Source organism: Rahnella selenatireducens, from assembly GCF_046449555.1.
In the GTDB taxonomy this organism is placed as follows: domain Bacteria; phylum Pseudomonadota; class Gammaproteobacteria; order Enterobacterales; family Enterobacteriaceae; genus Rahnella; species Rahnella selenatireducens.
In genome coordinates, this window is the sequence record NZ_JBKEZJ010000009.1 from 111,984 (window position 1) to 125,547 (window position 13,564).

A 13,564-nucleotide genomic window follows, 5' to 3' on the forward strand; every position below is an offset into this window, starting at 1 on the left:
AAGCTGCCCCTTATAGGCGGTGGCAGTCATCGTGCGTAGGGTTACCGGTCATTGTCACCTGGCCGGTAGAGTGATTCTGGATGAGTTAGCGGCAAAAAGAATTTCGGAAAAATGAGTTCCAATACGGAACATGAATCAGAGGTTTTTGTTTCTAAATGGAACGTTTTGGAAAAGGAAAAACCGAAACTGGGACGCAGCGCTATTTTCTGACGGCCATTCACGGCAAAGATAGAACCACGACAGACAATTTTTTGCGCCTGCACTGCGATTTTCAGCACGACAGGCTGTTTCATTGTTTTGCTGTACTGAATGCTTTTGAAGAAAATGACGGACCGCGATCGCAATCCGCAATGTTCTTGTGGTTTTACGTTTCATTATGAAACGCATTGTTTTTCACAAGGTTTCAAATCAGAACATAAACGCGAAAGATTTTTTTGTGCTTCGCGAGCCCTAGAGTGACTGCATCACGCCGGGACAACATTTCGCTCCGCAGGTTATTGAAAGCAGAGCGGAACGTGAACCGGCGACATTCTGCAAACATGGACTATCTGAGGGCGAAAACAATGCTGAAAGTAATTCAATCTCCGGCCAAATATCTTCAGGGCGCTGACGCGTCTGCGTCATTCGGGCAATACGCTAAAAATCTGGCGGAGAGCTACTTCGTGATTGCTGACGACTTCGTGATGAAGCTCGCCGGGGACAAAGTGATTAACGGCCTGCACGATTACGGCGTCAGCAGTCACGCTGAACGCTTTAAAGGTGAATGCAGCCACGCCGAAATTAACCGCCTGATTGCCATTCTGAAACAAAAGGGATGCCAGGGCGTGGTCGGTATTGGCGGCGGCAAAACGCTGGATACGGCAAAAGCCATCGGCTATTACCAGAAATTGCCGGTGATTGTTGTGCCGACGATTGCGTCTACGGATGCGCCGACCAGCGCGCTGTCCGTGATTTACACCGAAGCGGGTGAGTTTGAAGAGTATCTGGTTTACCCGAAAAATCCGGATATGGTGGTGATGGATACCACGATTATCGCGAAAGCGCCGGTGCGTTTGCTGGTCGCCGGAATGGGCGATGCGCTGTCGACCTGGTTTGAAGCCAAAGCCTGTTACGACTCCCGCGCCACCAGCATGGCGGGCGGGCAATCCACGGTGGCGGCGCTCAGCCTGGCGCGTTTGTGTTTCGATACGCTGCTGGCGGAAGGCGAAAAAGCCCGGCTTGCCTGCGATGCCGGCGTGGTCACTGAGGCGCTGGAACGTATTGTTGAAGCCAATACCTATCTCAGCGGCATCGGATTTGAAAGCAGCGGGCTGGCTGCGGCGCACGCAATCCATAACGGATTCACAATTCTGGAAGAGTGCCATCATCTTTATCACGGCGAAAAAGTGGCGTTTGGCACGCTGTCACAACTGGTGCTGCAAAACAGCCCGATGGAAGAAATCGAAACCGTTCTCGGTTTTTGCCACAAGGTTGGGTTGCCGGTGACGTTGGGCGAAATGGGCGTGAAAGAGGGGATTGAAGCGAAGATTATGGCGGTGGCGCAGGCGACCTGTGCGGAAGGGGAAACCATTCACAACATGCCTTTCCCGGTTGCGCAGGACAGCGTTTACGCCGCCATCGTGACCGCAGATAAATTGGGGCAGCAGTGGCTGGCGCGATGAGCTGCCGCAAATAACTGATCTGACCGTTCATCTGCCGCATAACGCTCCCCCTCTGACTCTGTGATAAATGCGGATCAGAGGGGTATTTTATGACACATAAACGGAAAAGGTTATGACAAGCCGGGAACAGGATGTGGAAAAAGAAGAAGTCTCTTCGCTTATCGCGCGATCATGGCAGCGCTGCGACCGGTTCATGCAGCGTGAAACCTGGCAGCCGCCGCATCAGGCGCAGGGGCTGACGTTTGAATCGATTTGCCGGCGTAAAACCACGTTGCTGACCATCGGCCAGGCGGCGCTGGAGGATGCCTGGGAATACATGGATAACCGGCCCTGCGCGCTGCTGATTCTGGATGAATCGGCCTGTATTCTCTGCTGCTGCGGTGACCCGCACACGCTGGCGCAGCTGGCCGGTTTAGGCTTTCTGGCGGGCAGTTATTGTGCCGAAAGTATTATCGGAAGCTGCGCGTTATCACTGGCTGCGCTACTCGGACAGCCGGTCAGAACCAGTGGCGCGCAGCATTTTAAACAGGCGCTTCACCCGTGGTCGTTCAGTACCACGCCGGTGTTTGATAACCACGGGCGGCTTTCGGGTTCGATTTCCCTTTGCTGCCTGAATGAGCAGCAGGCGTCGTCTGATTTGTCCCTGACGCTGGCTGTCGCACGCGAAGTGGGCAATTCACTCATCACCGACAGCTTGCTGGCGGAATCCAACCGGCATCTCAATCAAATGTACGGCCTGCTGGAAAGCATGGATGACGGCGTGATGGCATGGAATGAGCAGGGCGTTTTGCAGTTTCTGAATGTTCAGGCCGCGACGCTGTTGCATCTGGATGCGCAGGTCTGCCAGGGGAAAAATCTCAGCGAGCTGGTGACGCTGCCCGCGTTGCTGCGCCGCGCCATCAAACACGCACGCGGGCTTAACCATACCGAAGTGACGTTTGAGAGCCAGCATCAGTTTATCGACGCTGTGATTACCCTTAAACCGATCGTTGAAGAGCAGGGCATCAGCTTTATTATGCTGCTGCATCCGGTAGAACAGATGCGTCAGCTGATGACCAGCCAGCTCGGCAAAGTCAGCCACACGTTTGAGCAGATGTCCGCCGACGATCAGGAATCGCGCCGGTTAATTCATTTCGGGAGGCAGGCGGCGCGGGGGAGTTTCCCGGTGCTGTTATGCGGGGAAGAGGGCGTGGGCAAAGAACTGCTCAGCCAGGCCATTCACAATGAAAGCGAATGCGCCGGCGGCCCGTATATTGCGGTGAACTGTCAGCTTTATGCCGACAGCGCGCTGGGGCAGGATTTCATGGGCAATGCACCCACCGATGATGCTAAAGGAAGGCTCAGCCGTCTGGAACTGGCCAACGGCGGCACGTTATTTCTGGAAAAAATTGAGTATCTGGCGCCGGAGTTACAGTCGGGATTGTTGCAAGTGATCAAGCAGGGCGTCCTGACGCGGCTGGACGCGCGGCGGCTGATCCCGGTGAACGTCAAAGTGATTGCCACGACGACGGTGGATCTTTCCGCGCTGGTCGAACAAAACCGCTTCAGTCGTCAGCTTTATTACGCGCTGCATTCTTTTGAAATTGTCATCCCGCCGTTGCGGGCGCGGCGCAGCAGTATTCCGTCGCTGGTACATAACCGGCTGCACAGTCTGGAGAAACGCTTTACGTCGAAACTGAAAGTTGATGACGACGCGCTGGCACAGCTGGTGGCGTATTCCTGGCCGGGCAATGATTTTGAGCTTAATAGCGTTATCGAAAATATCGCCATCAGCAGTGAAAACGGCCGTATACGCCTGAGTCATCTGCCGGAATACTTATTTTCTGAACGTCCGGTGGGCGAGAATCCGTCCACGCTGATGCCTGCCAGCCTCACGTTTTCTTCCATTGAGAAAGAGGCCATTATCCACGCCGCCCGCGTTACCAGCGGCCGTGTCCGTGAAATGTCTCAGCTTTTAAACATCGGACGAACCACGTTATGGCGGAAAATGAAGCAATACGAGATCGATGCCAGCCAGTTTAAACGCAGTCATTCGAACTGATTGCGGCTAAATTTGCAGGAATAATCCAGGAAATTATTCAACGGATTTAGAAACGAAGATGACCAAACTCACCTTACAAGAGCAACTGCTGAAAGCGGGATTAGTAACCTCCAGGAAAATGGATAAAGTCCAGAGAACGGTCAAAAAGTCACGTGTTCAGTAGGGTGAGGCCAGAGCGGTTGTGGAAGAAAACAAAAAAAAGCCCAGCCAGAGCGTGATAAGCAGCTTTGTCGAAAGAACATAAATCGCAGGCTCAGCTGGTCAAGGGCCGTCTTGCGATTGTGCGTCTGGTGACGGACAGCAACGGCGAGAGTCAGTACGCGATTATCCCCGCAAGCGTCGCGGATAAAAATGTACAGCGTGACGCCAGCAGGATTGTCTTAAACAGCGCGCTAAGACAAGAAGAGCAGGACGAAGAAGATCCGTACGCTGATTTCAAAGTGCCTGATGATCTGATGTGGTAATCAGCTTCAGAACGGGCTGTTACACCGCGCGTTGACCGGTTCTCCGCTGTCCGGGTGAACAAAATTCAGTTCACTGGCGTGCAGCATTAAGCGCGGTATCTTTTCGGTGCCAGGCAGCAGAAGGCCGCCATACAGGTCGCAGCCTAAAATAGGGTGACCCAGTTGCTGGCAGTGGATGCGCAACTGATGAGTACGCCCGGTTTCCGGGGTCAGCTGCACCCGCGTCAGCGGCAGTAATGTTCCGTCTTCCCGTTTTTGCTCAAAGCGATCAAGCACCAGATAGTGCGAGCGGGCGGGCTTTCCGCTGATTTTGCAAATTGACATCAGCGGGAACAGCGCCGGATCTTTGGCAATCGCCGCATCAATCACCCCTTCATTTTCTGCCACATGTCCGCAGAGCAGCGCGATGTAGACTTTCGTTACCGTACGCTGGCTGAACTGCTGGCAAAGGGCGGCGTTAATCGCCTTATTCCGCGCAATCACCATCAGCCCGGAAGTCCCGAAATCAAGACGATGTACCAGCGTGCAGCCGGGAAAAATCCTGACCAGCCGGTGATGCACTGAATCGAGGTTTTGCGGGTTTTTCCCCGACAGACTTAGCAACCCTGCAGGTTTATTGATCAGCGCCAGATGGTCATCCTGAAAGAGGATCTCTATTTCCTCATGACACGGCGGGGCAACAAAGGTATCGATAATCGCGGACATCAGGCTAACCGAAGGGAAAGTGGAAGCGGATGATAACCAATTTTCAGCCCGCTGACGACCCGGCTGTCCCGATGAAAAGCAAAACGCCCGCTCAGGTTTTCTGAGCAGGCGTTTTCAGGTACGATCAAAAATTCAATGCGGCTTTGGCGACTTCATCAGTATCGCCGTCAGTGCCGAAAGCAGGCAGCCTGCCATCAAATAAATAGCCACGGAATGCCATTCACCGCCGGAATATGTCAGCAACGCGGCAGCAATAAACGGCGTGAAACCGCCGCCCACCACGCTGGCAACCTGATATCCCACGCCCGCGCCGCTGTAGCGATAACCGGCACCAAACATTTCCGTAAACATCGGCTGTTGCACGCAAACCACCATGTCGTGGGCGATATTCGCCAGCAGTAGCGAGAAGATCACCACGCCTGCAATTGAGCGCGCATCCAGCGCCATAAAGAACGGGAAAGCGCTCAGCGCGCCGACGATTGCGCCGGTAATGTAGATACGGCGACGCCCGAAACGATCGGCCATCCAGGCGAACATTGGGATGGTCAGACAGCTCACACCGCCGATCAGCAGCCCGATATTCAGAAACAGTTCGCGCGACATCCCCAGATTATGCGTCGAATAGTTGAGCGCAAACGCGGTGACGATGTACATCGTCAGGAGTTCGCACAGGCGCAGGAGGATGATTTTTAAAAACGCGCCGGGGTGGCTGATCAGCGCTTCGAACACCGGCAGACGCTTTTTGGCCTGCTTCGGCTGTTCCACCAGAGCGCGTTCGAACTCTACGGATTCTTCCATGCCATTTCGCACCCACAGCGCGCCCAGCACCAGAACAATGCTGAATAGGAACGGCAAACGCCAGCCCCAGCTCAGGAACTGTTCGTTGGTGGTCAGGCTGCTGATGAGTGAGACCAGCCCGGTAGACAGCAACAGGCCAACGCCATATCCCATCTGGATCCCGCTGCTGTAAAAAGCTTTCTTGCCAGAGGGTGCACTTTCAACGGCCAGCAGCGCCGCGCCGCCCCATTCGCCGCCCACGGCAAACCCCTGAATGGCTCGCAGCGTGACCAGCAAAGCAGGTGCCCACCAGCCAATCATAGAATACGACGGAAGAATACCGATACACGCGGTCGCTATGCCCATGATCCAGACAGTCATCATCAGCATGCGTTTGCGGCCTAAGCGATCGCCGAAATGCCCGAAAACGATGCCGCCGAGCGGACGGAATAAAAAGCCAACGCCAAAGGTCGCAAATGCGGCAAGCGTACCCATTGCCGGGTCAACCTGCGGAAAGAATTCGCTGTTAAACACCAGCGCAGCGGTAATGCCGTAGAGTAAAAAATCGAACCAGTCGACCACGGCCCCGGCAAAACTGCCCCAGGCAGCGCGGCGTGCGCGGTTAAGTGAAGGTATCTCCTTATCGGGGCGGGGAGTAATGAGCGTGGAGTCCATAGTTATTCTGACCGTTCCTTAAATTTCTAAAATTTTTAGTTATTAAAATAGGCAAAAAGGTAATACATCGTGCACAGCAAAAAATCAGCCGCTGTTGAGACTACAGGGACAACCGTCAGGTTAAAACGCTTTTGCAAAAACAGCAGGGTCGAAAGGGGGATTTAACTCAGGGAATGCGGATGTGCAGATAATTATCCGGTGGCAGAGGGCAATAAGCGATGAGACTGAGTGTGCGAATCTGCCCGAAAAATGGGAAAACACAAAAGCAAAACGCCCGCTTAAGTTTCCTTAAGCGGGCGTTTCTAATTTGGCTCCTCTGACTGGACTCGAACCAGTGACATACGGATTAACAGTCCGCCGTTCTACCGACTGAACTACAGAGGAATCGTTGGAACGGGGCGAATAATAGCGACTGGCCGTGGGCATGTCAAAGGGGAAACTGCATAAATGCGTGCGTTTGCTGATACTTTAGGCAAGTTGTTGAGAATAGAGTCAAAAAGGCCCGTTCTTGCACGCAAACAGGCCTTTTACAGGTTAACGCAGTTCCGCGCAGGCGCGGGTGATCCTTTCGCAGGCTTCCTGCAGTCGGCTGTCATCAATGGCGTAAGCGATGCGCAAATAGCCTGGCGCGCCAAAAGCGGAGCCCTGAAGTGTGGCGACATGGGCGGTTTTCAGTAGATAAGCAGCAAAATCTTCGTCTGTCCGGAGAATATCGCCCGAAGCCGTTGTTTTACCCAGCATTCCATGACAGTTCGCAAAGACATAAAAAGCGCCCGGCGGTGTATCCGCGCTGAGGCCGCTGATGGCATTGACGCAATTCATGATCATCGTACGGCGGCGTTGGAGGATTTCTATCCAGCCGCTGATGAAATCGCTGCCCTGTTCCAGCGCGGCGACCGTCGCGGCCTGAGAAATCGAACTTGGGTTGGAAGTGCTTTGGGATTGCAGGATTTGCATCGCCGAAATCAGCCACGCCGGGCCGCCTGCGTAGCCGAGGCGCCAGCCGGTCATTGAATAGCCCTTGGAGACGCCGTTAACGGTCAGTACGCGGTCTTTCAGACGCGGTTCAACGTTTGCCAGAGTGGCAAAAATGCCCGGTACAAAACAAATTTGCTCATAAATATCGTCAGCCATCACCAGTACGTGCGGGTGATCGAGCAAAACAGCAGCCAGTGCGTGTAATTCTGCAGCGCAATACACAGCACCGGTCGGGTTGTTCGGGGAATTGAGGATCACCCAACGGGTTTTCGGCGTGATAGCGGCCGCCAGATCTTCCGGCTGCAATTTCCAACCATGCTTCTCGTGGCAGGGTACAACGATCGGTTCTCCTTCTGCCAGTCCGACCATATCCGGGTAAGACACCCAGTACGGCGCAGGAATGATGACTTCATCGCCCGAAGAAACTGTGGCTAAAAGCGCATTGAAGATCAACTGCTTGGCACCACTGCCGGCAATCACTTCAGCCGCGCGGTAGCCTATCTGATTTTCGCGATTAAACTTAGTGATGATGGCCTGTTTGAGTGCGGCAGTACCAGCGACAGCCGTGTATTTTGTGTCACCTTGTACAATTGCGTCCATTCCGGCTTGTTTAATGTGAGCCGGAGTATCGAAATCGAGCTCGCCTTCACCAAGGTTTATGATATCCAGACCTGCCGCACTCAGCGAGCGAACCTGATCGGAAATTGCCGCTGTCGGCGAAGGGCGCACACGCCGTAAACGAGGTGCAAGAAAGTCAGCAGACATTGTTTCCCCTGTTTGAACAATAATAAAATTGTATTATATGATTCACTAAAACCAATTTAAACTTATCATTCTTCTTGTTGCGATGCTCATAATTTCTTCGTATAGAGCCGCTTTTTTGCCGGCGGAAATGGTACTTCAATCCCTAAACTGACTCTGGGGTCAGCGGGTTGTCTGAATTTTCCTTTTACTTTTCAAGGTTCTCTTATGGCTTTTATTTTTGTTGCGCATGACACGCCGGAGCCTTCTTTGTATGGGGCGATGGCGGCAATACTGGCTGCACAAAAACATCTACCGCTGGCGCATCTGCCTGTGAGCTGGGACGTCGCGCTGTATCCCGATGCCTGCCAGCATGTCATCGGAGAAGGGCAACTGATGACCAGCGGGTTGTTATGGACCGAGAGGCTCAATCCGCAGAGCGCCGGTAAAGTGATGGAACTGGGCGAATTACTTGAAACCTACGGCACGCAAGATGTCATTATCCCGCTAGGCCCGATGCAGCTCATTCAGTTCACGCAGATTGCCCGGCAGGTGCGTGAAAGTGCGTTCGATTATGAGCTGATCAACGTAGAGCGTTCGAATCAGGGCTATGCCTTCAGCCGCCACGGTATGGAAGATGAATCGCTCGGTTGCTGGTGGCGTGATAACTACGGGCGCTGGATAAACAAAAATACGCCGCCGCAAACCCTCACGACATTACGAATTGCGCTGGTTGGCGCTCAGTCTGACCAGTGCAGCGTTTATCCGGCCACGCTGGCGGCATTGGGCGATGCGGCAGATGCGCTCGCGCTTTCGCTGGATATCGTTTACGCCGCGCCCATGGCGCTGGAAGACCATCTCCATGAAGTGATGGAAAACGTGGACGGCATTTTGTTGCCGGGTGGGGCGGCGATGTGTAACGTCAGCGGGCAAATCAGCGCCGCACATTATGCGCTGAACCGCAATATTCCCATTCTCGGTTTGTGTCTCGGCATGCAAACCATGACCACGGCAATCGTGCAGAAAATGATCGGCTCTTTGCAGGCTAATCTTGCCGAAGCCGACCCCGACGCGGAGATTAAAACCTTTGTTCCGCTGAGCAATACGCCGACGTTTCCGGTTCACCGGCTGGGCAACCATACGATGCTGACGCAGCCCGACAGCATATTGCGCGTGATCCTGGGCGAGACGTTTACCGTGCGCTATAACCACCGCTTCCATCTTGAGCCGGCGCTGAAAGCCGGGCTGGAAGCGTACGGGCTGCGCATCAGCGGGACCGATATTACCGGGCAGATTGCAGACGGCATTGAGTTCCCGCGACACCCTTTTTATCTGGGCGTTCAGGGGCATCCTGAGCTGTCGTCACTGCGCATAAACCCGCATCCATTGCTGACGGCGTTTTTGAAAGCGGCAGCGTTAAAGCGCAGTTAACACCGGACCGGCCCAGTTCTCCATGAGCAGGCCGTCGATGCGTGAGAATTCTCTCAGGTTGTTGGTCACCATGACCATGCCTGCACTACGGGCCTGTGCGGCAATATGCATGTCGTTTACGCCGACCGGGCTGCCGCTTTTTTCAAGCATGGCGCGGATATGCCCATAATGTGCGGCGGCTTTCTGGTCGTAATCGACAATACGCAAATGGGAGACGAAATCCTCAATGACCTGCCTGTTTTTTTGCGGGCTGGCGCTTTTCTCTACGCCATGCAGTAACTCTGCATAGGTCACTATGGAGATCGCCATGTGATCGGCGTGCTGATTGAATTTTGCCAGCACGCTCAGCGGACGCCGCTTCAGGATATAAATGACAATATTGGTATCCAGCAGGTAAGTCAGCATTAAAACGTATCCCGATCCGTCTGGTGTTGAGAGCTGCGTTCTTCCATGAAATCAGCGGAAACGCTGAGGTCGCTGTGGAAGAAATTATCCCATGTGTTTTCAGCCGGTGTGAGTACCAGCGAGTTCCCTACCTTTCTTATCGTCACAGTTTTTACCTCATCAGGAAAACGGCACTCTGCCGGAATACGAACGCTTTGCGTCCGGTTATTTAAAAACACTGACCCTTTTGACATGGTGCTTTCTCCAGTTACGTGACCTTAGTCCGATAAATGCTGGCTAAAGTTTACGCGCCTGAAAAATATAGTGCAAAGGTATATACGCGGAATGTGAAAGACAACGAAAGAAATCAGCGGATGTTGGATTTTGCGCGATGGCTCGGGGAAAAGGCTGCAACAAAAGAAAATCCCCGCAATATTTACGGGGATTCCTGGAAAACGGGTTACTTCAGCGTGACGCCGGAACGCGGGTCTGCCGCCAGACGCTGCAATTCCTGCTCAACCAGACTGATGATCCCGGGTTCCAGATCAATCAGCGGCGCGCGAACGTGGTGGCCGTCGAATCCGCGCAGGTTCATGGCCGCTTTCACCAGCTGCGGCTGGCCATAACGACGAGCGAGGGCGCGGTACGGATACCACAGGCGGTGAAGTTCGCGGGCGGTGTTTGCATCGCCGCTTTCCAGCGCGCGGTAAGTCGCCAGAATGATTTCCGGCAACGCGCCGCTGTTAGTGGTGCTGATGCCGTCGAAACCGCACATCATCGGGCCTAAGAACGCCAGGTCTGAGGCGCAGAACAGACGCAGACGTCCGCCCAGCCGGTTGGCAATCTGGTCAATCGCCGTCGGGTTCAGATCGCCCTGTTTGATGCCGACAACGCCATCGATATCAGCCAGTTGTTCCAGAACGACCGGCGGCAACGTGATGCCAATACCCGGCGCGTTGTACACCAGAATCCCGGTGCGTGACAGCGGTGCCATCTGTTTGAAAAAACTGATGATTTGCGCGTCGGTGACTTCAGAAACAAACGGTGGTGTCACCATCGGCAGGCCGCCAAGGTCGCCCGCCAGTTGTGTCAAATCGCGCACCACGCGGGCGTCGGAACCGGCGCTGCACAGCATGACCGGCACGCGATCGCCGACCACTTCCATCACGTGGCGGAACAACATGGCGCGTTCGTCAGCGGTCATCGCCGGGAATTCGCCATAAGTGCCGCCGATCAAAATACCGTCATAACCCAGCCCGATAACGCGTTCGATATTGCGCGATAACCCGGCGAAATCGAACTCACCGCTGGCGGTAAACGGCGTCACGGTGATGTTAAAAATACCTTTCAGGCGGGCCCGACTTTCACTGATGTCTTTCATTTATTCAATTCCTGTAAAACGAAGCGGTTGGCAAAATCAGAGTAAATACAACGGGCGGTCAACCGTGCCCAGCGCGCGATAACCGGTTTCGGTCACGACAATTGTTTCGCTGACGCCCACGGTAAATTCGCCGTAAATACGCAGTGCGGGTGGAATGTGGAAAGTCATGCCCGGCTGTAATTCAGTGGTAATACCGCTGTAGAGGCTGAGGATGGCGCCTTCGCCCCAGTCAGGTGCGAACGAAATGCCGATGGAATAACCGGTGCGTTTCTTGAAATTATCGGTGTAACCGGCGCGGTCAATCACGGCCTGGCAGGCCAGATGCGGCGCTTCGCAGGTGGCACCCGGACGGATAGCATCGAGTGCGGCTTGCAGCGCTTCCTGACACACTTTTTCCATTTCCAGTGCAACCGCTGGCGGTTTGCCGAGCCACGCGGAACGCATCAGAGCCGCGTGATAGCGGTCATGCGTGGCGGCCATTTCGAGGAAAATCGGGTCGTTGTCGAGGATCTTACGGCGACGCCAGGTTCCGTGTGGCACGCCGGTACGCGGGCCGGTGGACACCAGCGGTTCCATGCCCATGTATTCGGAACCAGCGGCAATAGCCGCGCCCATCATGGCAGAAACCAGATCGTTTTCAGTGGCTCCGGCAGCAATTGCAGCGCGTCCGGCGAGCATTCCGGCGTCAACGTAACGGGCGGCATGCGCCATTTTTTCCAGTTCGGCGGCGGATTTCACCGCACGCAACTGTTCGATAACGCCTGCGGCGTCGTGGATTGTGCCGATCTCAACCTGCAAGGCTTCATAAACCGCAACCGGCAGGAACCAGCCGCGTTTGTCGATGCCAATCCGGCTCTTCATCCAGCCACGCGCTTTCAGCATGTCGAGCAGGAAATTCACCGGATTATCGCCGTCGGTATATATCGCCGCGTCGCGGATAAAGGTGTTGGAGATGAAGTTGAAATATTCCAGCTGGCGGATAACAAATACCGGATCGCCTTCCACCGGCAACACCAGCGTCTGAAAGGTGTAATAGCCCGGCGTCTGCTGCCCGGTCAGATAAAAGATGTTTTCCGGGCCGGTGATGACCATGATGTCCAGCCCGGCTTTCACCAGTAACTGACGCGCCCGCGCGATGCGTTGCTGATACTCTTCTTCGCGAAACGCGGATTCCGCGCCCGGAACGACGCTGCCAAGGTCTGGCAGGGAAACTGACTGTGCTTTCATTGTGCAAACTCCTGAATAAATTCTGCCTGGGAAGGGGTGAAGCTGATGCCCAGCCCTGCGCCGGACGGGCTGCTGAGCATCCCCTGATGATAGGAAAGGCCGTGAACCGGGTCGTTGCCCAGCCCGTCGGCACCGTAAAGTTCGGCATAACGCGGCTGGCTGGCGCGGGCGACGTGCAGGGCCGCGGCGGTCGCGGCGCCTCCCTCATTCATCTGACCCATCATGAACGGCACACCGGCGGCGGTCAGCCGTTTGGCAGCGGCCAGCGTCGGGGCAATGCCGCCCATTTTGACCAGTTTCAGGTGCGCCATAATTTTGCCTTCAAGCTGCAAAATGCGTTCTAAATCAGCCTCGCTGCTCATGCTTTCATCGAGCATCAGCGGCACCGGGCTGGCGGCGGCCAGTGCCGGATAAAAGTGCGCGTTGGCATCGGAAACCGGCTGTTCGAGGTAGCTCATCTCGAATTTCGCCAGCGCCAGCAGATGACTGCGCGCGTCTTCCGGCTGCCACTGGCCGTTAGCGTCCGCCGATAAGCGGATTTCATGGCCGAAACGCCGCCGCAGGGCGCTGAGCCGGGCTTCGTCTTCGGCAAAGGATGCAACGCCGACGCGCAGTTTCAGCTGTGTAAAACCCCGTTCGACATACGCCGTGGCCTGTTCGAGCATTTCATCCATGGGCGTCCAGAACAGCGTCTGGTTGGTGTGATAACTCACCGTGTCGGCATTTTCTGCGCCCGCCAGTTCTGCCACGCTGAGCCCGTTCTGGCGTGCAATCAGGTCATGCAGCGCGATGTCTATCAACATCCGTGTCGGTGCCAGAAAATCGGCTAAAAGCACCGGAAGATTCAGCAATAACGTACTGGCAGGCTGGCTGAGATCCAGCTGGCGCAGGGCGCGGATTACATCACTTAATACCAGTTCAGCGCTGTAGCCGTTGAGATAAGCAATGTTGATACGTACTTCACCGATGCCGTTAAAATTTTTCTCCTCCAGCAACAGATACAAGGTATCCAGCCCGGTAATGGTGCCGGATGACGCGGTGTGCAGTTGCAGGTGCGGGTAGCGTAAATCGGCGCGATACAAAGTGGCTTTCACCGGCG

The 13,564-nt window shown here is 54.8% G+C and carries 12 protein-coding genes, 1 tRNA gene and 1 pseudogene; 4 read left to right on the plus strand and 10 right to left on the minus strand.

Annotation, left to right across the window (positions count from 1 at the left end; genetic code table 11):
• Positions 1–41: 41 nt before the first annotated feature.
• Entirely contained in the window at positions 42–293 is a 252-nt protein-coding gene (locus ACLBVC_RS16020; RefSeq protein WP_410150451.1) for a hypothetical protein, read from the minus strand.
• A gap of 270 nt (positions 294–563) precedes the next feature.
• On the opposite strand from ACLBVC_RS16020, the gene ACLBVC_RS16025 reads away from it, so the two are divergent.
• From ACLBVC_RS16025 to ACLBVC_RS16035, 3 genes and pseudogenes are all read left to right on the plus strand, one after another.
• Positions 564–1,661, plus strand: coding sequence for a glycerol dehydrogenase (locus tag ACLBVC_RS16025; protein ID WP_410150452.1), 1,098 nt, complete (start codon positions 564–566; stop codon positions 1,659–1,661).
• A 112-nt stretch (positions 1,662–1,773) separates the two neighbouring features.
• Positions 1,774–3,702 (plus strand): dihydroxyacetone kinase operon transcriptional regulator DhaR, encoded by a 1,929-nt coding sequence (gene dhaR, locus ACLBVC_RS16030; RefSeq protein ID WP_410150453.1) that lies wholly within the window; start codon positions 1,774–1,776, stop codon positions 3,700–3,702.
• A 58-nt stretch (positions 3,703–3,760) separates the two neighbouring features.
• Positions 3,761–4,166 (plus strand): annotated as a pseudogene (locus tag ACLBVC_RS16035) (DUF2058 family protein).
• Positions 4,167–4,172: 6 nt separating this feature from the next.
• Here the strand turns inward: ACLBVC_RS16035 and ACLBVC_RS16040 are convergent.
• The 4 genes from ACLBVC_RS16040 to ACLBVC_RS16055 form a co-directional block, all read right to left on the minus strand.
• On the minus strand, positions 4,173–4,871 hold the full coding sequence (locus tag ACLBVC_RS16040) for an RluA family pseudouridine synthase (RefSeq protein WP_410150454.1): 699 nt from the start codon (positions 4,869–4,871) through the stop codon (positions 4,173–4,175).
• Between the two features lie 132 nt (positions 4,872–5,003).
• Positions 5,004–6,323 carry a shikimate transporter gene (shiA, locus tag ACLBVC_RS16045; RefSeq protein WP_410150455.1) on the minus strand — a complete coding sequence of 440 codons (1,320 nt, stop codon included), beginning with the start codon at positions 6,321–6,323 and terminating at the stop codon, positions 5,004–5,006.
• A gap of 308 nt (positions 6,324–6,631) precedes the next feature.
• A tRNA-Asn gene (locus tag ACLBVC_RS16050) sits at positions 6,632–6,707 on the minus strand.
• 150 nt (positions 6,708–6,857) lie between these two features.
• On the minus strand, positions 6,858–8,066 hold the full coding sequence (locus tag ACLBVC_RS16055) for an aminotransferase class I/II-fold pyridoxal phosphate-dependent enzyme (protein ID WP_410150456.1): 1,209 nt from the start codon (positions 8,064–8,066) through the stop codon (positions 6,858–6,860).
• 204 nt (positions 8,067–8,270) lie between these two features.
• Here ACLBVC_RS16055 and ACLBVC_RS16060 point away from each other — a divergent pair, with 204 nt between their 5' ends.
• Entirely contained in the window at positions 8,271–9,473 is a 1,203-nt protein-coding gene (locus ACLBVC_RS16060) for a glutamine amidotransferase-related protein (RefSeq protein WP_410150457.1), read from the plus strand.
• Here the strand turns inward: ACLBVC_RS16060 and vapC are convergent.
• The 5 genes from vapC to ACLBVC_RS16085 all read right to left on the minus strand — a co-directional run bounded on the left by vapC (position 9,459) and on the right by ACLBVC_RS16085 (position 13,559).
• Entirely contained in the window at positions 9,459–9,878 is a 420-nt protein-coding gene (gene vapC / locus ACLBVC_RS16065; protein WP_410150458.1) for a type II toxin-antitoxin system tRNA(fMet)-specific endonuclease VapC, read from the minus strand. The genes ACLBVC_RS16060 and vapC overlap by 15 nt on opposite strands.
• On the minus strand, positions 9,878–10,111 hold the full coding sequence (gene vapB, locus ACLBVC_RS16070) for a type II toxin-antitoxin system VapB family antitoxin (RefSeq protein WP_410150459.1): 234 nt from the start codon (positions 10,109–10,111) through the stop codon (positions 9,878–9,880). Before vapB ends, vapC begins: the two co-directional genes overlap by 1 nt.
• Positions 10,112–10,317: 206 nt before the next feature.
• Complete coding sequence (locus ACLBVC_RS16075; RefSeq protein WP_410150460.1) at positions 10,318–11,238, minus strand: dihydrodipicolinate synthase family protein; 921 nt, start codon at positions 11,236–11,238, stop codon at positions 10,318–10,320.
• 36 nt (positions 11,239–11,274) lie between these two features.
• Entirely contained in the window at positions 11,275–12,465 is a 1,191-nt protein-coding gene (locus tag ACLBVC_RS16080) for a M24 family metallopeptidase (protein ID WP_410150461.1), read from the minus strand.
• Positions 12,462–13,559: a mandelate racemase/muconate lactonizing enzyme family protein gene (locus ACLBVC_RS16085; protein WP_410150462.1), complete on the minus strand. Its 1,098-nt coding sequence runs from the start codon at positions 13,557–13,559 to the stop codon at positions 12,462–12,464. Before ACLBVC_RS16085 ends, ACLBVC_RS16080 begins: the two co-directional genes overlap by 4 nt.
• Positions 13,560–13,564 lie beyond the last annotated feature (5 nt).

Coding starts and splice junctions, on each gene's coding strand:
- ACLBVC_RS16020 (WP_410150451.1), bottom strand. CDS start 293: ATGAAACAGCCTGTCGTGCTGAAAATCGCAGTGCAGGCGCAAAAAATT.
- ACLBVC_RS16025 (WP_410150452.1), top strand. CDS start 564: ATGCTGAAAGTAATTCAATCTCCGGCCAAATATCTTCAGGGCGCTGAC.
- dhaR (WP_410150453.1), top strand. CDS start 1,774: ATGACAAGCCGGGAACAGGATGTGGAAAAAGAAGAAGTCTCTTCGCTT.
- ACLBVC_RS16040 (WP_410150454.1), bottom strand. CDS start 4,871: ATGTCCGCGATTATCGATACCTTTGTTGCCCCGCCGTGTCATGAGGAA.
- shiA (WP_410150455.1), bottom strand. CDS start 6,323: ATGGACTCCACGCTCATTACTCCCCGCCCCGATAAGGAGATACCTTCA.
- ACLBVC_RS16055 (WP_410150456.1), bottom strand. CDS start 8,066: ATGTCTGCTGACTTTCTTGCACCTCGTTTACGGCGTGTGCGCCCTTCG.
- ACLBVC_RS16060 (WP_410150457.1), top strand. CDS start 8,271: ATGGCTTTTATTTTTGTTGCGCATGACACGCCGGAGCCTTCTTTGTAT.
- vapC (WP_410150458.1), bottom strand. CDS start 9,878: ATGCTGACTTACCTGCTGGATACCAATATTGTCATTTATATCCTGAAG.
- vapB (WP_410150459.1), bottom strand. CDS start 10,111: ATGTCAAAAGGGTCAGTGTTTTTAAATAACCGGACGCAAAGCGTTCGT.
- ACLBVC_RS16075 (WP_410150460.1), bottom strand. CDS start 11,238: ATGAAAGACATCAGTGAAAGTCGGGCCCGCCTGAAAGGTATTTTTAAC.
- ACLBVC_RS16080 (WP_410150461.1), bottom strand. CDS start 12,465: ATGAAAGCACAGTCAGTTTCCCTGCCAGACCTTGGCAGCGTCGTTCCG.